This is a genomic window from Mediannikoviicoccus vaginalis (assembly GCF_928097925.1).
Taxonomy (GTDB): domain Bacteria; phylum Bacillota; class Clostridia; order Tissierellales; family Peptoniphilaceae; genus Mediannikoviicoccus; species Mediannikoviicoccus vaginalis.
Genome location: NZ_CAKMRI010000001.1, coordinates 1,492,619 through 1,515,277, shown reverse-complemented (window position 1 = coordinate 1,515,277; position 22,659 = coordinate 1,492,619). Strand labels below are relative to the sequence as shown.

At 33.3% G+C, this 22,659-nt stretch carries 25 protein-coding genes and 1 riboswitch; of the genes, 4 read left to right on the top strand and 21 right to left on the bottom strand.

The annotated features are described in order from the left end of the window. Nucleotides 1-44: 44 nt before the first annotated feature. The 5 genes from L6651_RS07015 to L6651_RS06995 all read right to left on the bottom strand — a co-directional run bounded on the left by L6651_RS07015 (nucleotide 45) and on the right by L6651_RS06995 (nucleotide 2,926). On the bottom strand, nucleotides 45-929 hold the full coding sequence (locus tag L6651_RS07015) for a YitT family protein (RefSeq protein ID WP_237037248.1): 885 nt from the start codon (nucleotides 927-929) through the stop codon (nucleotides 45-47). Nucleotides 930-1,009: 80 nt separating this feature from the next. Beyond that, nucleotides 1,010-1,981, bottom strand: a complete 972-nt coding sequence (gene folP / locus L6651_RS07010) for a dihydropteroate synthase (RefSeq protein ID WP_237037247.1) — start codon at nucleotides 1,979-1,981, stop codon at nucleotides 1,010-1,012. Nucleotides 1,982-2,113: 132 nt separating this feature from the next. Beyond that, nucleotides 2,114-2,380 (bottom strand): Txe/YoeB family addiction module toxin, encoded by a 267-nt coding sequence (locus tag L6651_RS07005; protein ID WP_055078552.1) that lies wholly within the window; start codon nucleotides 2,378-2,380, stop codon nucleotides 2,114-2,116. Continuing rightward, nucleotides 2,380-2,619: a type II toxin-antitoxin system Phd/YefM family antitoxin gene (locus L6651_RS07000; protein WP_237037246.1), complete on the bottom strand. Its 240-nt coding sequence runs from the start codon at nucleotides 2,617-2,619 to the stop codon at nucleotides 2,380-2,382. The genes L6651_RS07005 and L6651_RS07000 overlap by 1 nt, the downstream gene beginning before the upstream one ends. 64 nt (nucleotides 2,620-2,683) lie before the next feature. Beyond that, the gene (locus L6651_RS06995) at nucleotides 2,684-2,926 is read right to left on the bottom strand and encodes a hypothetical protein (RefSeq protein WP_237037245.1); all 243 of its coding nucleotides are present in this window, start codon (nucleotides 2,924-2,926) and stop codon (nucleotides 2,684-2,686) included. A 171-nt stretch (nucleotides 2,927-3,097) separates the two neighbouring features. After that, nucleotides 3,098-3,190, top strand: a riboswitch (THF riboswitch). 81 nt (nucleotides 3,191-3,271) lie between these two features. Between L6651_RS06995 and folE the strand changes: the two genes are divergently transcribed. Genes folE through folK form a run of 3 tightly spaced genes read left to right on the top strand, consistent with a single transcriptional unit; the run spans nucleotide 3,272 to nucleotide 5,120 of the window. Continuing rightward, entirely contained in the window at nucleotides 3,272-3,826 is a 555-nt protein-coding gene (gene folE, locus L6651_RS06990; RefSeq protein WP_237037244.1) for a GTP cyclohydrolase I FolE, read from the top strand. 1 nt (nucleotide 3,827) lies between these two features. Continuing rightward, nucleotides 3,828-4,304, top strand: a complete 477-nt coding sequence (locus L6651_RS06985; protein WP_237037243.1) for an HD domain-containing protein — start codon at nucleotides 3,828-3,830, stop codon at nucleotides 4,302-4,304. 9 nt (nucleotides 4,305-4,313) lie between these two features. Next, nucleotides 4,314-5,120 carry a 2-amino-4-hydroxy-6-hydroxymethyldihydropteridine diphosphokinase gene (gene folK / locus L6651_RS06980; protein WP_237037242.1) on the top strand — a complete coding sequence of 269 codons (807 nt, stop codon included), beginning with the start codon at nucleotides 4,314-4,316 and terminating at the stop codon, nucleotides 5,118-5,120. A gap of 51 nt (nucleotides 5,121-5,171) precedes the next feature. Here folK and L6651_RS06975 read toward each other — a convergent pair whose 3' ends face one another. From L6651_RS06975 to L6651_RS06930, 10 genes are all read right to left on the bottom strand, one after another. After that, nucleotides 5,172-7,652 carry an ABC transporter permease gene (locus tag L6651_RS06975; RefSeq protein ID WP_237037241.1) on the bottom strand — a complete coding sequence of 827 codons (2,481 nt, stop codon included), beginning with the start codon at nucleotides 7,650-7,652 and terminating at the stop codon, nucleotides 5,172-5,174. Beyond that, on the bottom strand, nucleotides 7,636-8,319 hold the full coding sequence (locus L6651_RS06970; protein WP_255784969.1) for an ABC transporter ATP-binding protein: 684 nt from the start codon (nucleotides 8,317-8,319) through the stop codon (nucleotides 7,636-7,638). Before L6651_RS06970 ends, L6651_RS06975 begins: the two co-directional genes overlap by 17 nt. 82 nt (nucleotides 8,320-8,401) lie before the next feature. Next, a complete protein-coding gene (locus L6651_RS06965) occupies nucleotides 8,402-9,274 on the bottom strand; it encodes a sensor histidine kinase (RefSeq protein WP_237037240.1) in 873 nt (290 codons plus the stop codon). Beyond that, entirely contained in the window at nucleotides 9,262-9,915 is a 654-nt protein-coding gene (locus L6651_RS06960) for a response regulator transcription factor (protein ID WP_237037239.1), read from the bottom strand. Before L6651_RS06960 ends, L6651_RS06965 begins: the two co-directional genes overlap by 13 nt. 89 nt (nucleotides 9,916-10,004) lie before the next feature. Continuing rightward, on the bottom strand, nucleotides 10,005-12,440 hold the full coding sequence (locus L6651_RS06955; RefSeq protein WP_237037238.1) for an ABC transporter permease: 2,436 nt from the start codon (nucleotides 12,438-12,440) through the stop codon (nucleotides 10,005-10,007). Next, nucleotides 12,433-13,113 (bottom strand): ABC transporter ATP-binding protein, encoded by a 681-nt coding sequence (locus L6651_RS06950; RefSeq protein ID WP_237037237.1) that lies wholly within the window; start codon nucleotides 13,111-13,113, stop codon nucleotides 12,433-12,435. Before L6651_RS06950 ends, L6651_RS06955 begins: the two co-directional genes overlap by 8 nt. A gap of 45 nt (nucleotides 13,114-13,158) precedes the next feature. After that, nucleotides 13,159-14,019 carry a sensor histidine kinase gene (locus L6651_RS06945; RefSeq protein WP_237037236.1) on the bottom strand — a complete coding sequence of 287 codons (861 nt, stop codon included), beginning with the start codon at nucleotides 14,017-14,019 and terminating at the stop codon, nucleotides 13,159-13,161. Nucleotide 14,020: 1 nt separating this feature from the next. Continuing rightward, on the bottom strand, nucleotides 14,021-14,671 hold the full coding sequence (locus tag L6651_RS06940) for a response regulator transcription factor (RefSeq protein ID WP_237037235.1): 651 nt from the start codon (nucleotides 14,669-14,671) through the stop codon (nucleotides 14,021-14,023). Between the two features lie 161 nt (nucleotides 14,672-14,832). Next, nucleotides 14,833-16,431, bottom strand: coding sequence for a hypothetical protein (locus tag L6651_RS06935; protein ID WP_237037234.1), 1,599 nt, complete (start codon nucleotides 16,429-16,431; stop codon nucleotides 14,833-14,835). 103 nt (nucleotides 16,432-16,534) lie between these two features. Then, nucleotides 16,535-16,744 carry a hypothetical protein gene (locus L6651_RS06930; RefSeq protein ID WP_237037233.1) on the bottom strand — a complete coding sequence of 70 codons (210 nt, stop codon included), beginning with the start codon at nucleotides 16,742-16,744 and terminating at the stop codon, nucleotides 16,535-16,537. Between the two features lie 63 nt (nucleotides 16,745-16,807). Between L6651_RS06930 and L6651_RS06925 the strand changes: the two genes are divergently transcribed. Next, on the top strand, nucleotides 16,808-17,731 hold the full coding sequence (locus tag L6651_RS06925) for a LysR family transcriptional regulator (RefSeq protein ID WP_237037232.1): 924 nt from the start codon (nucleotides 16,808-16,810) through the stop codon (nucleotides 17,729-17,731). A gap of 14 nt (nucleotides 17,732-17,745) precedes the next feature. Here the strand turns inward: L6651_RS06925 and L6651_RS06920 are convergent, their stop codons facing one another. The 6 genes from L6651_RS06920 to L6651_RS06895 form a co-directional block, all read right to left on the bottom strand. Beyond that, nucleotides 17,746-18,444, bottom strand: a complete 699-nt coding sequence (locus L6651_RS06920; RefSeq protein WP_237037231.1) for a gamma-glutamyl-gamma-aminobutyrate hydrolase family protein — start codon at nucleotides 18,442-18,444, stop codon at nucleotides 17,746-17,748. Continuing rightward, nucleotides 18,437-19,132, bottom strand: coding sequence for a gamma-glutamyl-gamma-aminobutyrate hydrolase family protein (locus L6651_RS06915; protein ID WP_237037230.1), 696 nt, complete (start codon nucleotides 19,130-19,132; stop codon nucleotides 18,437-18,439). Before L6651_RS06915 ends, L6651_RS06920 begins: the two co-directional genes overlap by 8 nt. 11 nt (nucleotides 19,133-19,143) lie before the next feature. After that, a complete protein-coding gene (locus tag L6651_RS06910) occupies nucleotides 19,144-19,644 on the bottom strand; it encodes a QueT transporter family protein (protein WP_237037229.1) in 501 nt (166 codons plus the stop codon). 197 nt (nucleotides 19,645-19,841) lie between these two features. Then, a complete protein-coding gene (locus L6651_RS06905) occupies nucleotides 19,842-20,681 on the bottom strand; it encodes a metal ABC transporter permease (RefSeq protein ID WP_237037228.1) in 840 nt (279 codons plus the stop codon). Then, a complete protein-coding gene (locus L6651_RS06900) occupies nucleotides 20,675-21,340 on the bottom strand; it encodes a metal ABC transporter ATP-binding protein (RefSeq protein ID WP_237037227.1) in 666 nt (221 codons plus the stop codon). The genes L6651_RS06905 and L6651_RS06900 overlap by 7 nt, the downstream gene beginning before the upstream one ends. Before the next feature lie 4 nt (nucleotides 21,341-21,344). Continuing rightward, the gene (locus L6651_RS06895; RefSeq protein ID WP_237037226.1) at nucleotides 21,345-22,640 is read right to left on the bottom strand and encodes a metal ABC transporter solute-binding protein, Zn/Mn family; all 1,296 of its coding nucleotides are present in this window, start codon (nucleotides 22,638-22,640) and stop codon (nucleotides 21,345-21,347) included. Nucleotides 22,641-22,659 lie beyond the last annotated feature (19 nt).

Sequence of the window (22,659 nt, the reverse complement as noted above, 5' to 3'; positions counted from 1 at the left end):
ACGAATAAATTTACTCATAAAAAAACGGAAGTTTTCACTTCCGTCTATCTTACAATACTTCTCCATCTCCAGCCCAATGTCTCTGATGCCGAAGCTGCTACAATAAAGGCCAGTGGATCAATATCCCTTATATATCTTTTTAATACAATGTAATCTCTATTTGAAACGACTGTTTGAATAACATCTTTCTCCACTCCAGTGTAAGCTCCAATTGCCTTGTACACATTGGCAGAACGAGTTAAGTTGTCCGTAAGAAATTCACATACCTCTTTCGTCTTCGATGTATTTATAAAACATAATTTAGATGTGTTAAGTCCGTTTATAGTGTTGTCGATAACAGTTCCATTAAGCACAACTCCCACCAGCGAATAAAGTGCAATCTCTGTACCAAATTGGTACCATGCCAGTAGTGTTATGGAAAAGTCCACTATTAGACATCCCTTACCGAGGTCCAGTCCAAAGTACTTGTTTAAAATCTTTGCAAATATGTCTGATCCTCCTGTGGAGCCATAGCTATTTAACACCATGGCAACCCCACGTCCATACATAAGCACACATGCCACCAGTTGGATGAATAGATTATCAACAATTGGTTCTTTAATCGGAAATGCTATGTCCAATATCCATACTAACACCGATAGTCCGAGGGATGCCACTATGGTACGCTTCCCAAAGGAAGGACCAAGGAAAATAAAGCCAATTATAAATAGAACAACATTTATAATTACAAGCCATGCCCCTGTGGATATAGGAAATACCGAATTAAGTACTATTGCAAGCCCCGCTCCACCACCTAGGGTAAGTTTAGTTGGAGCCAAAAACAGATGAATACCAAGGGCAATTAAAATAACTCCTATTGCCATATTTATGTATTCTTTTCTTGTAGATTTTTTTTCTAAATTTGCTAAATCTTTCTTTTTAACCTTCATACGCCCTCCCCTTCCAGATATATTTTAACATATTTCTACTCGTGGGGCATCAAAAAAAAGACCATGGTCGCCCATGGAATTTATTTTTTATATGCGTCAAAATTTATATCTTCAGTTTCTTCCGCCATCCTTACGGCATCTGCAATATCCGCTGCAATCTTATGTCTTGGAATAACATGTACCCTAAGGGCCTCTGCACCCATAACGGCTGCAATGGATGTTAGCGCCGCTGAGCCGTCGTCCCTATTTATAAATCCTTCGTCAGTATTTGAGTCCACATTAAATCCACCCTCTTCAAGAATATTTACAACAAATCTCTTTCTTGACACACCGATAAATGCAAACATATTCCAATCATGAATGAATTTAAAATTTTTAATTAGCTCAAGGTTTTCTCTCTTTGTAAGTCCAAATCCAATTCCTGGATCAAGCATGATTCTTTCTTTAGAAATATTATTTTTCTTAGCAACTTCCAAAGTCTTTTCAAAGTACATCTTGCATGAGTCAACTATTGAATCACTCATTGCACTTTCTTCTTCCTCTTTTGTAAACACGCCGTCGCCACCAAACTTCATAAATGCCTTTGATGACTTGTGCTCTGGTCTAAGGATTACTGGATTAAACATGGCAACAACTCCAACGTCTGAGTCTCCAACAACACTACCCATGTTAGGGTCTCCAAGCATGCCAGTAATATCATTTATAATATCAACACCTGCATCTATTGCAGCTTTTGCAACTTCACTCTTCCATGTGTCAATGGAAATTAATACATCAGTACGTTCCTTAAGTCCCTTTATTACAGGAACGACCCTGTCAATTTCGTCTTGCACATCAACCTTTGTAGCACCGGGCCTTGTGGACTCGCCACCAACATCAAGCATGGTCGCACCTTGCTTTACAAGTTCAAGACCATGTTCAATGGCCTTTTCAGTACCAAACCACTTGCCACCATCAGAAAAAGAATCCGGAGTTACATTTACAATTCCACATAAAATAGTCTTGCCACCGGATTTAATAACTTTATCTCTATATTTAAATATTCTTTCCATCTTTATACCTCCCTTGGGAACTCTATGATAAAGATACATCAAATTTAGTAAAATGTAAAATGGAGAGTTATATTTAAAAGATTTTTTTTGATTGCTAAAACAAAAAAAGAACTGTTTTACCAGCTCTCTTTTCTAAAACTCATAATGAGTCCACATGCTAATTATTTTTATTATCTTTTCTTCTTCAAATACCTCATACACAAGTCTGTGTTGTATATTGATTCTTCTTGAAATCAATCCTTTAAAATTTCCTTTTAACATTTCAAATGGCGGTGGATTCTTATATGGATCTTCTTGTATAACTTCTAAAAGAGATTGAACTCTATTCTTCAAGTTCTTCTCATTTTTAATTTTATCTCTATCCTTTTTTGCGGATTTAGTCATAACAAGCTTGTACATTACCACTCGAATTCTTCACATTCCTCTAGAGGAGTGTTTTTACCTTCTATTAAAATGTCTGCCATTGCACTGTTTTGAGCAAAAAATATTGATTCCAACATGTCTCTATAATCTTGTTCACTTAACACTACTGCATTTCCATTTTTTGTACTTATATTAATTACATCTCCAAATTCTACGGCAGAGTTAATATATTCGAATGCATTTTTTCTGAAATTTGTAATATTAATGTAACTCATAGAATGCACCTCCAAGTACATTATAATGTACGTTTAGGTTTTTGTAAACTATTTTGTAACCCTATCACCTTATAAAAATTGAAATTGTAATGGCTTCAAGTACTAAAAATAATATTATGACACGTAAAGCCAATTCCTTAGCACCATGTGATGCAAGTTCATCGTAGATTAAGTAAGAACCAAAAGCACCTACGGATGTCAATTGAACCCAAGTTGTGTTTCTGAACAGATACAGTACTGCTAAAAAAGCAATTACAACGATTAATTTAACTGTGAAGCCTTTCTTTGAAGTCTTTACACTTTCCATAACATCCTCCTTGAATTTTTTATGTAAATTATTTCATAAAATATATACCCCTCTTAATAAATCAATAACATTTATTTTATTAGATTTATAACTCCTGTTAAAAAAAATATTTTACGGGTATTATAATAAATAGAATACCATACCCCCTTTGTATGGTATAATTGAATACAGAATAGAGTAGGTAAGACGCGTTAAGTGTAAAGGGATAGGGAGTTGCCCTTTAACGAAAATTTTAAATTGCGGTGTCTTATCGCTTCCGCTAATATTATTATCATACTTGCGGAAGACCGGTACCTATTGGTACTGGTTAATTTTATTTGTAGAAACTAGAAAGAGGTATGTAGAATGGATAAAAAGAAAATTGAACAAGCAGTATCGATGATAATTGAAGCTGTAGGAGAAGACCCAAATAGAGAAGGACTTCTTGAAACCCCTCAAAGGGTGGCAAGAATGTATGAAGAAATATTTTCAGGTTTAGGTAAAGACGCCAAGGAGCATCTTTCAAAGACCTTCGAATATGTGGATGACAATATAGTAGTGGTTAAGGACATTGAGTTCTTCTCAATGTGCGAACATCACTTTTTACCAGTGCATGGCAAGGCTCACATCGCCTATGTACCAAATGGAAGAGTTGCCGGCCTTTCAAAACTTGCAAGAACAGTTGAAACCTATGCAAAGAGACCACAACTTCAAGAGAGATTAAATCTTCAAGTGGCAGAGGCAATGATGGACTACCTAGGAGCAAAGGGAGTTCTAGTTGTTGTTGAAGCTGAACATATGTGTATGACAATGCGTGGTGTTAAAAAGCCTGGTTCCTACACAGTAACTTCAGTAGCCCTTGGAGAAATGGAAACTAATTTAGACCTTAGAAACGAAGCTTACAGATTGATTGAGATGTAATATGGAAAATACAAATATCATAATGTTTAATGAGGAGTATGTAAAACTTTTAAACGACTTGGAGGAGTTTGAAAGAGAAAGACCATTTTGTAAACATGACCTTGCCCACTTTTTAGATGTGGCAAGGATCTGTTATATTATGGTTTTGGAAGAGGGCCTGGATATATCAAAGGATTTAATTTATACAACTGCCCTTCTTCACGACATTGGAAGGGTTATGCAGTACCGCGATGGAACGGACCACGACAAGGCCTCCGCCGAGATTGCAGAAAAATTACTTCCACTAACTTCATTTAGCGAAGAAGAAAGAGAAATGATTCTAGACTGCATCAGAAAGCATAGAGAAAAACAAACAAGCACCCCTTTTAATGAAATTTTTTACAAGGCGGACAAGCTTTCACGAATCTGCTTTAGATGCCCCGCTTATGATATTTGCTATTGGTCTGAAGAAAAGAAAAATCACAAAATCACCTATTAAAGGAGAGTTATGGATACACTCAGAATAAAAGATTTAACAATTTTTGGTAAGCATGGTGTGTTTGAAGAAGAAAAAAATCTTGGACAAAAATTTGTGCTAGATTTAAATATATACTATAACATGACAAAAGCCGCTAGAGAAAACGACCTAGAAGCTTCAATTCACTATGGAGTCTTGGCAGAGGAACTAACAGAAGAGTTTAGAAGAGAGTCCTATGACCTTATTGAAGAGGCATGTCTAAAACTTGTGGAATTTATCTTCCATAAATATAAAATGGTTGAAAGAGTTGACCTGGAATTAAAAAAACCTTGGGCACCGGTACATCTCCCACTGGATACAGTTTCAGTTGAAATCTCAAGAACAAAGAGAAGGTACTACCTGTCCCTTGGATCAAACATTGGCAACAAAGAAGAATATATGAGTAGAGCCGTAGAAGAACTGTCAAAACATTTTGAAATAATACGACAGTCCAGCGACTATGTAACAAAGGCATGGGGAAAGACGGACCAAGATGACTTTTTAAACAAGGTTGTAGTAGTAGAGTCCTTTGAAGAGCCTCTAGACTTTTTAGATATTACTCAAAAAATAGAACTGGAACTAGGTAGAGAGCGTCACGAAAAGTGGGGACCAAGAACAATCGATATAGATATACTTTTCATTGACGACGAAATAATCTATAGCGACAGACTAAAAGTGCCACATCCATATATAGAAGAGAGAAAATTTGTGTTAGAGCCACTAAATGAAATTGAACCCTTCTTGGTGCATCCAGTTTTAAAAAAGAAAGTTTTTCAATTACTAAATGAAATAGAATAGAAATAAGGCGATGAGATTTCTTCATCGCCTTTTAAAGTTGAATTTCATATATTATTCTAAACTTCTTATTCTATCTACAAGACTATTTTGGCTATGCTTTTCATAGAACTTGCCAGTAAATAATATCCCAATAATTATATTTACAAAATTTACAAGGATAAGAGGCATGATTACAAATTTATAGGAAGTCCAATTAGTTGCTGCCATAAAATCCATCAAGATATATTTGTCTACAAGAAGCATAATGATTAAAGAAAATACTAAGCCACATAAAGAATAGATCAAATTCTTTTTCACCAAATATTTTTTAATATTTTTCTTTGTCATTCCAATTGCTTCAAGAATTGATAAGTTAACCATGTTTCTTAATATCTCAGTAGCAATAACGTTAATAAAATTAAGCACCGATATTAAGAACAATACTATAGACAAGCTGTAGCCAGCAAATTCTATTAGGTTTTTGAATTCCATTGTAGATTTGATCTGAAGATCCCTTGAATCGTAGGAAAATCCTGGTTCATTTTCAAAAGATTTTAATAACTTATCAAAATTTTCTTTTTCACTATCCTCCACATCAAATCCATAGGACATTATACTCTTATCTCCTGTGAGCTCTTTATACTCATTCGGATTCATATAAATATATTCCAAACTTAAAGTAGGACTAGATTCGTCATTTATATCTTCCTTAATTACAGGAAAATATCTAAGACCATTTGAAAAATTATATTCAACTTTCCCCATCACTTGGACTTCTTTGACTTTATTTTTGACATTAATCTTTATTTTATCGCCAGCGTTAAATGCAGATTTTTTATCTCCATATTCTCCTATGATAACATAATTTCCTGTTTGCCATTTTTCTTTATCAAATTCTCCATCTATAAATTTTTGTTTATTTATTAGAAACTCATCCATACCGAATAGAATTGGTGCAACTTTTTTGTCTTCTATTTTTATATCTGTATAATCGTATTCATAACCATAATAGTATAATGCTCCCCCAGCTTTAAATCCCTTTTGATTTTCTATTTCATCAATGAAATTATCCTTGATACCGTCCTCACTTCCTGAGTACATATACCTAAAATATTTTGGGCTTGCTATATTATAATCTGTTGCAATTACATCAGATATTCCTTTTTCTAAATCAATATTGCCTGTATAAGTTAAGACACTATTCAAAATAACAGCAGAAAGGCTAATGGAGAGAACTATGGATATAAATCTAAATTTATTGGAAAAGATTTGTCTTCTAGCAAGCTTGCCCAGAGAAATATTCTCACTCTTATATTTCTTTTTAATCGTGGTTTCATTGTATCTACTGGCATCTATTGGAGAAACTTTTGCCGCATACCTTGCAGGTCTCATCACCGATAGAAATACAGTAAGCAAAGTAAAGGCTGTCGAAAATACTATAATTAAGATTATTACCATGAGTGATAATTTTACATCCGTTAACATCTCATTATTTGCAAATATTTTATTTAAAATAACTTTTCCAATAGAAATCCCTACTATGTCTCCAACTATTATTGCTGGAAGTACGACTGCTAAAGACTCTAGATGAACAAGTTTTTTGATTTGTGGCTTTGTCATTCCAATTGTTTTTAAAAGTCCTAGAAGTTTAATATCTTCATTTACGGATATCTTAAAAATATTATTTATTATCAAATATCCGGAGACTATTACCAAAATCAAAAAAGCTAAGAAGGGTAGAAATGTTTTAAAATCAAAACTAGAATCACCAGATAAAAGATATGCAAAGTTAACACCAATTCTTATTTCTTTGTCGGATAGATTTCCAGGGTCATCTACCACTTTATAACCATTTCTCTCTGCAATTTTTATAAGTTTATCCCTTATCATAAAGGAATTCTTTAGCATTACTTCCAAATCTTTATTATTTTCTGGAAGTGATAATTTATCTACATAAGCTTTTGATAAATAGATTTGTCCTACACCAACATTGGAGTCAATTGGATTTTGAAAAGTTCCAGATATAATAAATTTATCACTTTTCTTTTCGATAATCTCTCCCGTGTAAGGTTTTTCTATTTTAAAAGGAACTTCTATCTCTTCTCCGATTTCACCCTTATAACCTAATTTTTTAGCAGTAGCTATGTCTATAAATACTTGTTTTTCTTTTTCTGGAAACTCCCCCTTAACTTTTTCTATTAGAGACCATTCAAATCCTTTCTTATCCATATAAGATAGTTCTGCCATAACTTTTTCATCATCAAGAATCCCAACTTTCTCCCTTATTGAAAATTCTTTTATGTCTTTATCCTTTGATAAAATACTTATGTCTTTGTCAGAAAGTTCTTTAAAAGAGCCATGGCTGATTGTGCCAATAGTTTTCATCGTTTGGGTTTCCATGCTTTTTCCTAAACCTAAGGCTACAGAAAACAGACTTGTAAATAGTATAGAAGTCAAAGCAATTGCTAATAAGAGAATATTTCTCCTGCTTTTATTCGCATTTAAAATATTTTTTGACAGACGTGCTATATAAGCTTTATTTTTGACTTTCATTATTTCCCACCAGCCTTCCATCTTCTATTCTTAGAGTTTTTTCTGCAGCTTGAGCGACGGCATCATCGTGAGTAATCATAAGAATAGTATTTCCAAGCTCTTTATTAATCTTTTTTAGTAAATAAACAACTTGGGAAGAAGATTTTGAATCCAAATTTCCTGTAGGTTCGTCAGCTAGAATTAAAGAGGGTTTAGTAACCAAGGCTCTTGCTATAGCAACCCTTTGTTGCTGTCCACCTGATAATTCATTAGGCATTTTATATTTTTGATCACTTATTTCTAGAATGTCTATTACGGAATCAACATATTTTTTATCTACTTTGTCTCCATCTAGACCAAAGGGAATAATTATATTCTCATACACATTTAACATTGGCAAGAGATTATATGCTTGAAAGACAAAACCAATATTTCTTCTTCTAAAAATAGTTCTCTCATCATCTTTCAATGCATAAATGTCGGTATCATCAATTAAAACTTTTCCGCTTGTAGGATAATCAAGTCCTCCTAGTAAATGTAAAAGGGTTGATTTTCCAGAGCCAGATGCTCCTATTATAGAAATAAATTCTCCTTTTTCCACATCGAAAGATACTCCATCAAGAGCTCTTACTTCCACGTCATTTGTTTTATAATATCTTTTTAAATTTTCTACTTTTAACATATCTATCACCTCTTTACATTTAATATAACATTCGCATCTTACAAAGTACTTACGAGACTTCTTACAGTTTTGTAAGAAAAAAGACTTCTCACAAAGGGAAGTCTACTGAAAACTTTATTCTATTTTCGTCCAAAGACGCTCTTATATTTCCACCATGTTTTTCTATAATTTCTCTGGCTATAAAAAGACCTAAACCCAAACCGTCCTTTGAAACTGAATTTTTTCCTCTATAAAATCTTTCAAATATCTTTGGCAAAATTTCTTCTGATAGGTCTTTGCACTTATTTTCTATGTCTAGATTATAGTTTAGGTAAGATTTATAAACCGAAATATTAATTGTAGAACCATTGGGTGAGTATTTTATAGCATTATCTACTAGATTGTGGATAGCTTCTTTAAGCCATCTTTCGTCCAAATTGAAAATCAAGTCTTCGTCTTTTAAATTTATGCTTATACATTTTTCATCCAATATTACTTTAAATTCTCTCAAAACATCTTCTACTATGTCTTTTAAATTTGCTTGATGTTTTTGTAAGGAAATAATATCGGATTCGAGCCTAGAAGATTTTACTAGGTTTTGAATTAAAAATTCTAGTTTATTAAGCTCATACTTTATAATTTCAATGTACTCATCTTTAGGACTATCTTCTAAAAGACTGATGTATAAAGAAAGGTTGGTAATGGGTGTCTTGGTTTGATGTGATATATCCGCTATTAAGCCTTTTGTTTTACCTTTCTCTGTATTTATTTTTGCTTCTTTTACTTGGCTGGCATACAAAAACTTAATGAGCTTTGATTTTATTTTAGATAATTCCTTCTCATCAAATTCTGTAATTTCCAAATTCCCATCCAAAGCCTTATCAATATAAGCTGAAAGTTCACGTATTTCATTTCTCAAGACCATATATTTATATAAAAGAATTCCAATTATAAGAGCTAAAAGACCTATTAAAAATTCCATTTATATCCAACTCCAAAGACTGTTTCTATTGGGTCATAGGGTTTTAATTTATTTCTTATTCTAGAAATATTGACGCTAAGAGTATTCTGATCAATAAATTCATCATCTATTCCCCAAACTAAATCAAATAGTGTTTCTTTTGTTAAAACCTGCCCTTTGTTTTTTATCAAAACATATAAAATTTTAATTTCTGTTCTCGTCAAATCAAAATTAACACCATCAACTGAAAACTTATTCTCACTAAAATTGAAATCTATACCATCTTTTTTATAAATAGTTAAATCATCAGAGTTAATTTTCTCAAATGCCCTATTTATCTTTGCTTCTAAGATTCCTAAAGAAAAAGGTTTAGTTAAATAGTCATCTGCACCTAAATTTATAGCAGAAATTATATACGATTCTAAATCTATGGCAGAAAGAACTATTATAGGTATTGTAGAAATTTCCCTCGTATATTTTATTATTTCAAGTCCATCTCCATCTGGCAAGTTCATATCAAGTAAAATTAAATCTGAATCATTAATATGTTTTTTTGACTCGCTTATAGAAAATGTAGAAATCACTCCATAGTTTTTTTCTAATGCTATAGATAATCCCTTATTAAGATGTTTATCATCTTCTATTATTAAAATATTTTTCACTTACTTAGTCTCCTTTTCTATAGCTACTAATAGTATACCATTATCTCTTATACTAAAAATAGCCCTTTGTACGGGCTATTTCACTTATTCTAAATTGTCCTAATCAAATCAATAGTCGGTCTGTCTAAAATTCTCTTTAAAGAAAAATGATAGATGATTAGATTAATACTATAGACCACTAGTGAGAATCCTAGGAAGCTTTTGTAGTCATAATATTTTATTAAAGTACTCATTCTTAAATCAGAAGCGATTATCGATATTATAAACATAACTCCTAAGCTCACCATAATAGAAATTATAAAGGATTTTACCTGTTCTTCAATAAATTCCTTTTGATAAATACTCTTTAACTCATCCACGTCCATACCACAAGAGTAAAGGCTGCCGATTTCTTTTTTTCTGCTCATGAGACTTAAATTAATGGACGAGTAACCGTTGGTGATATTTAGTACAAAGATGATTGATGCAATTCCTATTACAATTTTTATTAGACTTTTCAAGTCATTATATCTATTTTTTTCGATTTCTTCACCTGTTGTGATATTAAAGCGATCTTCTGGTGAGATTTTACTTCTAATCATGGCCTCTACATATTCTTTTACATCTTTGGTATCAGAATCTTTTACCTTCATGTTTAAAGTATAGGCATAGTTTGTATATTTCTCATCACCTGCTTCTTCCATAAGTTTAAAATAAGTGTCAAAATCTGTATAAATTTTTACATCAAAAGGCATTGTTCTCGACTTGTATTTTTCCAAATCTGTTATAGTATTTGAAATTTCAATTGTCTTATTATAATCATTTGCATAGACAATATCTAAACTCTGCGGATTTTCAAAATATGGAATTCTCTTTGCCTTAGCTATTGGAATAGAAGAATCTTCTTGAATTGTATTGTATAGGACAAATTCACCCTTCTTTCCTCCAAGTTCTTTTAAGTCTTTTTCTTCCAAGGCGATGATAAATCCATCCATACCCTCTTTCTTATATTTTTCTATATTCTTTTTCGCTTCCTCGTCTAAACCTGCCGCCTTTGCTTCCTTTGAGAATTCGTTAGTGTTTTTCACTCGAACATATTTATCTTTTGAAATATAAGACTTCTCGTTAGGAATTTTATCTACAATTTCTTTTAATATTTTTGGGACTTGGTTATTTTCGCTATAATAGTCCACGGAAAAATTATAGCCAGCATCGTAATGCGAAAAATCTCTGTAGTATGTTGAGATGCCTATGATGATTATAAAAACCGAAATTATAATTATCCCTATTGCAGAAATATATCGTTGTGATTTTATTGATGCCAAGTTGTTGAGTTTTAATTCCTTCCAAAAATCTTTGGCTCTCTTCTTCTTTGATTTTGAAAAATCTATATTTCCTCTTATGCCGTCTATAATATTTATTTTAGAAATCTTTTTCGCAGGGGATTTAATAGCTAATGCTACAATCAAAAAGGAAACGAAAAGTATTACCAAACTTAATAAGGGATTAAATTTTATAACTTCAAAGGCACTTACTCCTTCACCTATTGTTATGTTTTTATACAAACAATATATAAATAAAAATCCTGCAATATGTCCTAAAAGTATTGGAATTGCAGTTGTAACAAGTCCTTCCTTTAGAAGTAAGAGATAAATTTGTCCATTGGTAGATCCTATAGACTTGTAAATAGAAAGCTCTCGAATCTTCCTTAGTCCCCAAACCCAAAAGATGTTTTTTATAAAAAATACAAAGATTACTATACATCCAAGAACTGATAGAACAAGAACAGCCTGGCTCATTATATTTTGTAAGGGTTCGTTTTCTACTCCATAATAGTTTATAAGACTTTTAGAAAATTCTAAAGTAGCTTTTTTGCCCAAAGTCTGATTGATTTCTTCTTGAATTTCATCTCTATCTCTGTAAGCTTTTTCGAAAGAATTAAACTTTATAAATGTTCTAAATGTAGGCATTTTATCTTGTAGACCTAGAGCAAAACTTAGTTTGCTGTACTTGTTGTAGACATCTCCGTAAACACCGACTAAAGTAAAACTTTTAGAACCTTTAATCTCAAATTTTTCCCTGTCAGTATTTGCACTTGTGGGGCCTATTTCTTCGCCATTTAGAAACCTTTTGCCCAAATCAAGTTCTACACGATCGCCTATTTTAAGTTTATTTTTCTTTACGAGGCTTTCAGATAGTACAATTTCGTCTTCCTTTTCAGCAAATCTGCCTTTAATAAGTCTTGAATACTCTCTCATCTTATTGATTGCTTCGTCTTGATAGTTTATAACGACTAAATCGTCAGCAAGTTTTCCGTTGTCAGGATTAAGAGACATTTTTCCGACCAAATCTATATCTTCAATGGGCTTTAGTTTTTCAACATCTTCATTTGAAAGTTCTTCTTTAATCTCCCCATGATAAAAGCTTGAAGCCATGTAATAACCATAGTTAGCTCTCAAACTTCTGTATCCATAATAAAAAATTACAGTGAAGAACAAACTTACAATAAATAAGGAAATAAAAATAGGAAAATTCTTCTTATTCATTTCTTTCATCTCCTACAATTTTTCCATCGACTATTGTAATAATGCGTTTTGTTTGTAGAGCTATTTCTTCATCATGAGTTATAAGTATGATGGTTTGTTTTAAAGTTCTGTTAAAGTATTTGAAAATTTCAATTATTTCCTTAGAATTTTTCCTGTCCAAATTACCTGTTGGTTCATCTGCAAGAATAATTGAAGGTCTATAAATCAAACTCCTTGCAATGGCGACCCTCTGTTGTTGTCCTCCAGATAGTTCACTTGGAAAAGAGTCTAATTTATCCTCAATACCTAATTTTTTTACAATGTCATCAAATAATTCTGTCTCAATTTTATTTTTATCCAATTTAAGAGGAAGTTCTATATTATGTCTGACTGTTAAATTTGGAATCAAATTATAAAACTGATAGATTAGTCCAACCTTTCTCCTTCTAAAATACGCCAATTCCTTTGAAGTATAATTTGAAATATCATTACCATCAATATAAACTTTCCCATCATTTGGGTTATCCACCCCTCCAATGATATGTAAAAGCGTTGACTTGCCAGAACCACTTGGTCCGACAATGGCGACAAATTCTCCTCTTTCAATCTCAAGATTAATTCCATCAAGAGCAATAACTTTATTATTTCCCTCGCCGTATTCTTTTCTTAAATTTTCTACTTTTAGTATCTCCATAATAACCTCCCTGTCTAAGGTCATCATATAAAACAAATGTGATTATTAAGTGACATTATAGAATTTTGTTTCAAAAACTGCCCCGTCATCTACGTTCTTAACAACTATTTCTCCATTATTCTTTTCAACAATGGTCTTAGCCATGGCAAGTCCAATACCAAATCCATTTGAGTCAGGAGTTTTGTAAAATCTTTTAAATATCTTTTTCATATTTTCTTTTTCTATTCCTCCTCCATTATCTTCAATTGTAATCGAAGTGTAGAGAGGATTTTTATATGAATTAATAATAATCTTGTCACAAACAGGTCTATTTAAAGCATTTTTTAAAATATTTATTATAGCTTCACAGAGCCAATAAAAATCTCCCTCAATATATTTTTCTTTTAAACTGTTATCTACTACTACATCTATACCGCTTTTTACGTTTAGAGTGTCAAGTGCATACATCAAAACTTCATTCAAGTTCACAGACTCTTTTTTCATCATATTCTTATTTGCATCTAAATTTGAAAGCTTAAGTAGTATATCGGAAAGAGAGTTTAATCTGATTGTTTGCCTTTTTAAAATCTCTATATCATCATTATCTGGAAAATCCATCTCCAAACTCTCTATGGAAAAAAGCATAGATGTGATGGGAGTTTTAATTTGATGGGCGATATCTTCTAGGTATTCTATTTGCTTTTCACTATTTTTAGTACTTGTCTCTTTGGCTTCTACTATTTCTATAAAAAGCTTGTAAATTTTATCCTCTAAAATTGAAAAATCATCTTGCTTCATAGGAATTTTGTAGTCCTGATTTTTCATATTTTCTATCAGATCTATAAGTTCATTTATTCTATTTTTCTTTCTTTTTTCCAAAAAATAATAGAGTAGTCCCAGACTTATTATCCAAAATATATATATCATCTTAATCCATCCTATAACCAATTCCTCTAACAGTAGTGATAACTTCCCTATCAAGCTTTTCTCTGATTCTCTTAATAGTTGATGTGAGAGTATTGTCATTTACAAACCTATCCCTATCTTCCCAAAACATTTCAAGTAGTTGTCCCCTTGTAAAAACCCTGTGAGGATTTTTGATAAATAATAATAACATTTCGTATTCAAGTGGAGTTAATTCTATAAGTTTAGATTTAAAATAAACTTTTGACTGATTTAAATCTATTTTTATATCCTTGTAAGTAATTATTTTGTCTTGACTTAGAGGTATTGTCCTTAAAACCGCATCAATTCTTGCCCTCAATATGGCAAGTGAAAATGGTTTAATTAAATAGTCATCCGCACCCTTATCGAGAGAATCTATAATAAAGTTCTCATCGCTTTTAACTGTAGTAATTATGATTCGAATATCTTTGTTTTTAAGTTCATCTATTAAATGATGTCCGTCTCTGTCTGGCAAATTAATATCCAACAAACAAGCATCATACTTAATATCAATTTTATTAAGGGCATCAAAATATGAATTCGCAAGATCAACTTCATATTGATTTTTTAAAAGAAATTTTTTTATCTGCATTTCAATTTCTTTATTGTCCTCTATGATTAAAGTATTTTTCAATTTGTTCTCCTAGTTAAGTTTAAAGTTTCAACTTCAGTATATCATTTGTTGTTTAAAATAATAAACATCGTTTAAGCAAATAAACTATCCTTTAACTTCCTTTTACCATAAAAATTTTTTTGTACTTAAAAAAGAAGACATCTCTGCCTTCTTTTCATAAATTATTCTTCAATATTTGCTATATTAAACTGTTTGCCCAAGTCTTCTCCCTTTATCTTAATCACATCGCCCTCTTTCATAAACGGCAATTTGTTGCTTGCTGAAATCGGTGCAACATAGACCACGTCATCTCCTTTACTTCTAATAAAGTAATTTGTATTTCCATCAATTGTCACTGGAATTATTTCTGAAATTGTAACGGTCTTTTCATCAAGCTCTTCTGTAGGTGTCTCCTTTGAAATTGAAGTGCTGTCGTATGCGTTAAGGGCCTGTTCTACAGTTGCTCCAGTTGCAACGGTTTGGTAGTTCTGTGCATCTATAAATGCAAAGGTCTTAATCAGTCCTGCGTTGTCCTTTAATGAAAGGAAGTAGGTTGGTCTATTGTATAGGTTTATAAGGATTGGGAATGTGGCCTTATATCCCTTTTCCTGTACTGCACCTTCCGCCGATTCCATTGCAGACTTTTCGTCTGCTGATGACACAGGATAGAACTTTGCTTCCTTTGTTCTTAGGTTAATAAGTGCAAAGCCTATGTTTGATTCGTCTTGTAAAACGGAAGTGATTCCTGTGTACATATAGATGTCGTTATCTATTGAAAGGTAGTTGTATCCGTCTGTTGGTTGGTTAACTCCCTTTTGTCCAATATATTGATTTATAAAACCTCTCTTTAATGCACCATTCCATTTCAGTTGTTTCATAACTAGGTTTGCAGAGTATACTCTGTCAACCCACTCTGGCACATTTCCCACATCATATCTGTTAGTCTCTCCTGTTGAAGCGTCAACTACTATAACTGAGTTTGAGTCAAATCCTCCAGCAAGTCCAATGGTTGGCTTAACTGTTGATGCAACCCAATACGGTTTGTTGTTGTCGTCCACTTCAAAGTTTATTTCGTCAATAATCGCAGTTGGATATTTAAATCTGATTAACCTCTGAATATCTCTTCCAAACTTATCTGAGAAAGAATATTTAATCGGCTTTTCTGGTTTAACCATTGTAACATCTTGCTCTGTCATATCAACTGAGATGAAGTATGGTATTCCACTTTTCTTATTTTGAAACCACTTTATTAAATCAGAATACACTAACGGAGTATTTCTAACCGGTTTCCCATCAACGGTAACTTGACTATAGGAGGAGTCTATATTGTACTGTGATACAAGTTCGCCCATCTCTCCCATCTTTCTTGAACCAAGTTTTGCTGCAGTGTCCCTGTCAACCACGGGAATTCTATTAAAGTCCACTTGAGTTACATCTTCTTTAAACACGCCTTCCTTAATACCAAGTAGGTTTGAATAGGCCTTTGCGTGAAAGATTGGAAGGGATATTATGTTCATGCAAATAAAAACTCCCCATGCCAGAACCAATATTCCAATAAAGACCTTCCCAGTCTGCAAAAAGTTTCTAAATGTTCTAGTATGTAACAGCACCACCAGTAGTGATGTCACTGCCACAACAATTGTAAGTGACACATAAAACTCTGCAGAGTATAGGTTTATCGGTGGAAGCACCACATAAAAATAAATTAGTGCAAACACCACTCCAAGACCAATGGCTATGGGAAGCCTATTCGTCTTCTTTTTGTTTTTCTCTTTTTCCATTCTTTTCTCCTTTTAAGAAATTTTTAAGCAAGTTGTACTACTATAATAATTGAGAGATGACTTTTTTCATAACAACTTCCTTTGAATAAGACGGGCGACCGTCTTATTTTTTTATTTTATTATCTTTAATATACCTGTATAGTCCTACAATTATCTTGTAAAAAACATAAAGTAAGATAACAATTAAAAGCACATGAATAAACACACTTTTAAATGATTTGCTATATAGCCCATACACTTGATAAATAATGTATGAAGCAATCAGTACCAGTAATATAACTTTGAAGAATCTTAAAATTTTATTATCTACCATGATCATCCCCCTTCTTATATTATACCCCTAAATTGTGGTATGATATTTACAAAGGAGAAGAAAATGACATTACAACAATTACGCTATATTATTATTGTAGCAGAAAAAGGTTCTATCAATGAAGCTGCAAAATATTTATATGTATCACAGCCGAGTCTTTCAAACTCAATCAAAGAGCTAGAAGAAGAACTGGGTTTCCCAATATTTATAAGGACAAATAGAGGAGTGACTCTGTCCCACAAAGGGATGGAGTTTTTAGGCTATGCAAGACAGGTTATAACCCAGGCAGACCTTTTGGAAGAAAAATATATTAAGAAGACAAAACAGATTAAATCATTTTGTGCATCGTCACAACATTATCCCTTCGTGTCCCATGCCTTTGTGGAGTTGGTAAAGGAATATGAAGAAGATGACTACAACTTTACACTTAGCGAAACAACTACATATGAAGTTATCGAAAATGTAAAGACACTTTACTCTGAAATTGGAATACTATACCTTTCAAAGTACAACGAGGCAGTTATAAGAAAAATTCTAACAGAAAACAACTTAATCTTTGAAGAACTTGTTAGGGCAAAACCCCATGTGTTTCTTTATAAAGAACATCCACTGGCAAAGGAAGAATTAATCGACCTGGAAGACCTAAGAGAGTATCCAAAGATTTCATTTAACCAGGGAATGTATAACGCCTTTTACTATAGCGAAGAGGTATTTAGCAACCTTCCAGTGGAAAGATCCATAAACGTTTCAGACAGAGCCGCCGTGGTAAACTTTATGATGGGCCTAAACGCCTACACCTTCTCTTCTGGTATATTCCCAGAGTACCTGCACGATCAGGATATTATTTCAATCCCTGTGTCTGCAGATGAAGAGATTATTATTGGAACAATCGTCCATGAGGACGTAACACTTTCAAGCATAGGCGAGAAATTTTATGAAATTTTAAAAGAGTATGCAAAAAGACATAATGAGTCAATAAAAAAGTAGCCGTCAATTCGCGGCTACTTTATCATTTCTAAAAAGGCTTTAAATATATCTATATACTTTTCATTGTACTTATCAAGTTCGGGATGAAACTGTGTTGCAAATATTGGAAGGCTTTCATGTTCAATGCCTTCAATCATCTTGTCCGATGCTTTGGCAGTAACTTTTAGTCCCTGTCCCAAGTCTTTAATGGCCTGGTGGTGAATAGAGTTTACATAGTCCCTTTCTCCAAGAACTTTTCTTAATATACTTCCTTCTTTAGTTTCAATCATATGATGGTATTCATATCCCTTGTTATTTTTATCTGAATGTAGGAACGGATTATCAAACTGTGAGTAGATGTCTTGATAAAGGGTTCCTCCAAAGAATACATTTATTAGCTGTAGTCCTCGACACACTCCAAAAATTGGGATTTGTTTTTCTACTGCCTTTTTTAGTATTTTCATTTCAACAAGGTCTCTGTGGTACTGGGTCTCTTGTAGTTCATTAGACATCTCTTCCTTGTATAATACTGTAGACACATCTGCCCCTCCAGTAAGGATAAGACCATCTATTCGATTTATAAATTCATCCACCGACCTGTCGTCAGGCTGTTGAGGATACATTAATGGAATGGCATTTAGGGATATTAGTTTTTCCACAAAACTATTATTTGTTTCTTGTCGCCTGACTACATCTGAATGTGTCCAAAGAGGTATTCCGATTATCTTACTCATAATGGCCTCCTTCAAAAAAGCTTTTTAATATCTTAACGCCACTTTCCATTTCCATATCTTCCAAGTTAAATTGTAGTCCCAGAAATTTTTCGTCCCCTTCAGGTTCTATAACTTCAGCCAGTCCATCTAAAGATCTTCCTGTAACTTTCATGCCACTTCCCAGGACTTTAATTCCCTGTCTGTGGTTTGATGGCACTACGATTTTTTCTTCTTTAAAGACATCTTTTAAAAATGATTTTTCTAATTCCACAAAGTGAAATGTACCTTCCTCTTCACCTTTGTGATACACTTCTACGCCAAATTCTTTTTCTAAATCTCGGTATAGGTTTCCACCAAAGTAGATATTTAATAAAAGCGCTCCCCTTCCTGTAACAAGAAGTGGTATATTATTTTTAATTGCCCTTTCAATGTAGAGAAGTTCCACATCATCTTGTAAAAGATCAAACTTTCCTCTATTGTCTATAGGGTCTTGTCCAAATAAAAATGGATTTACTTCTTCATCTCCACTAATGAAAATGCCGTCAAGTTTTAAAAGTAATTCATCTATTATAGCTTCATTTTTTGTAATTGGCAGTGAAAAAAGTACTATGTCTGACTTTTTTGCCAAGTTTAGTGAATTTTCTTTTATATATGAAGATTTATAAAGTGGTCCATTGAAATATCTACCGATGGTTCCTATACATTTCATTTTGTTCTCCTTTAAACGAGTCCCCTCTTATCTAGGTCTAGAATATTTACGAACTCTTTGTTTTTTGTAAGTAGTTTAAATAGTGGTACTCCTATTATTGTAACAATAATTATCTCAGAAAGCATTATTTGTCCTGTTGTTAAAAAGAACGCCGCCTCTCCCTTTGTTACAAAGTAGATTTGTACTCCGATTAAAATATTTGCTATGGCCGGTATAATAGACGCCACAAAAATATTCTTGCACTTACTCATAAAGTAAACTGCTATGAAGGATGCAAATGTTCCTACAATTATATCCAGTATATATGGACTGAAAATATTTGCAATAAAGCATCCAAGAGTAAGTCCCCAAATGTACTCTGGGTTAAAGAATGCAAGTAGAGTCATTGCTTCTGATGCCCTAAACTGTAATGGTCCATAGGCAAGGTTTGGGAATGCCAGTGTTAGCACTGCGTAAAGCGCCGCAACGATTCCCTGTCTAACTAAGAATTTTTGATTAAATTTTTTGTTCATAAAACATCTCCTTAAAAAATATTTATGTTTTATGACACCACGGATATCTAAAATAAAAAAAGTCTCGCCAAAAGACGAGACAGATATCCATCACATCTTGATTTTTTAAGTGGGTGCCAAGTAAACACTTCATAGTCTAGAATACCATAATATTTTAACTATAGCAACAACCCCCATCCATTGGGATGAGGGTTATATTAATTCTCCGGTTGTTCTCTTAATATTACTTTATTTTTCTTTAATGCTCTTTCTCTTAATTTTGTAATAATAAATGTTATAGAAAGTCCTAGTCCTGCAAACACCACTATGGCTCCTCCGGGTTTTACGTCAAAGTAGTAGGAGAATAAAACTCCCGACATTGTATGAAGTATTCCGAATAGTATGGTGTAAATATAGGTTTCTTTATAACTTTTACTAACCATTAATGCGTTTGCTACTGGAAGCACTATTAATGAAGTAACCATCAAAGCTCCTATTACTTTTGATGACAATGCTACGGTGATGGAGGCTAGAAAAGTAAATAGTCCATTTATGAATTTCGTATTCACTCCTGCAAGTCTTGCAAGGTTTGGACTGATACAGATGTTTAATAAACCACCGTAAAACATTATGGACATAGTCACCACCAATAAGAATGTTATCGAAATAAGTATTAGGTCCAGCTTTGATATGGACACGATACTTCCAAATAAATAGGCTTCGAAGCTATTACCTCCCGGCGCAAAGTCGGAAAGCACCGCCGCAATACCAAGTCCAACAGCCGTTATCATTCCTGTTGCCATGTCTCCATAGTGGGGAAACTTTTTTCTAATGCCTTCAATTCCAAAGGCACCTATTATACATGCTATTACTCCTCCGATAAGTGGATTGATGCTTAGTATCAGTCCAGCGGCAACTCCCGCCAAGGAAACGTGGGACAGTGCATCTCCAATCATTGAAGTCTTTCTATTTACAAGTACAATTCCAATTAAAGGTATCATTATAGATATCATCATTGAAACAATTAATGTACGCTGCATAAATTTAAAGGCTAACATGATATCCCTCCTTGACTTATTTTGTATATATGAGGAGTGTTTATATTGTCCTTAATCCAACTTAATTCGTGGGTTACAAGGATAATTGTGCTACCATGTTTGTCGTTGAGCTTCTTTAGAATTTCCGCCAAATATTTTTTTGAATCTTCGTCAACACCAGCTGTTGGCTCGTCGAAAATCAAAATAGATGGCTCGTTCATAAGAGCTCTTGCAATCATCACTCTCTGTCTAAGCCCTCCCGATAGTTCTGATACGGGAGTGTTTATATATTCCTCAAGTCCAAGTGTCTTTAATAATTCCTCCGCCTTTTTATAAAGCTTTCTGCTTGGTATCTTTATAAATCCAAACTCATCATAGGCCTGTAATACTACAAGTTCCTTTGATGTCAGGGGAAATGCTATAAAGTTATCTCCTTGACTTTGGGGTACATATCCTATTTTTTTTATATTTTTATTATCTATGGGTTCTTCTAAAATATTAACTTCTCCTCTGTCGGGAGTGTTCTCTCCAGTCATCACCTTTATAAGGGTGGACTTGCCACAGCCATTTTCTCCTGTGATTACAATTACATCTCCCACATTTGCAGTAAAGTTAATGTCTTTTAAAACTTTATTTTCTCCATAGCTAAAATCCAAATTTTTAACTTCTATTGCTTTCATCTTCTCACCTCAAAGACTCATATATGGACTTCAAGTTGTACTCAATAAAATCTATATACCTGTCTCCAACTTTCTCCATATCCCTATTTAAATATTCCATGGATATTAGGCCTCTAAGATCTGCGCCTATCTCCTCTGCTATTATGTCAGCACCATTTGTTGCCATTCCATATTCATAAAATATAGTCTTAATGCCTTTGTTTTTCGATTCGTTTATTACCCTTACTATCTTTTTTATGCTTGGCGCTTCCATACTGGTTAAACTTTGTAGAGGATATTGGACTAGGGAGAAGTCTTTTGCCAAATATGCAAATGCATAGTGGCTTACAATAAACTCTTTTCTATCCACATTGTCGAAAAGTTCTCTATATTTATAATCTAAGGTAGTTAATTCTTGCACTAACTTGGACGCATTTTTTCTATATACCTTTTGATACTTTGGAAATTTTCTACTTGCCACATATTCCATATCATTTACAAATCGCTTTGCATTTCTTATGCTCATCCAAGTGTGAGGATCGTAAGTTATCTTGTCCTCAGAGGTTGTAGATTTATCTCTTAGGGTTTCAAGCTTTAATTTTTGTTCCTTCGAGTCATAAAACTCATAGGACAACATGTCCGATGAAACTCTGTCGGTGTAGATTAACCACTTGCCCGCCTTGGGAAGTTTAAAGAAAATCTCTCCCGACTCATGGCCCATCTCAAGGGCATAGACCTTATTTTTTTCCACCTTGATAACATCCTCTTGAGCTACCACTTCACCCTCTGACTCCATAATCTCTCGTCCTATTTTAATCATTTCCTTTTCCGAAAAATTTTCATCGTAAGGTACAAAAGCCATCCTAAGGCTCTTTTCATGTGTGTGACCAAATTCTATTTTATATTCTTGCTTAGTTAAATCAGCTTTTGCCAAATATTGAAAGTCTCCTATGGCAGCGGCTCCCTTATATGAAATAAGATTGACTCCTCCCGCAAGGTCTAAGATTTCAAGATCCGGTAAGAGCTGTGGAATTTTGTCCGCCCACTTTTCAAGGTTTGCACCATTAATAATTAAAAGGTCCGCCTGTGCAAGCTCTTTCATCTTTTTCGGAGATGGTTCCCAGAGATGTGGATCTTGACTTAGTGGCATAAATATCCTAAGATCCACCGTATCTCCAAAAACCTCTTTTGCAAGGCTGTAAACCGGATAAAAAGAAGTGTAGACTATTGGTTTTTCTTTATCCTTTCCACTTGTCTTACAGCCCGTAAAGGTAAGAAGGCTCAGTAAAATTAAAAACAATGAAATTATTTTCTTTTTCATACTACCTCCTTAACTAAAA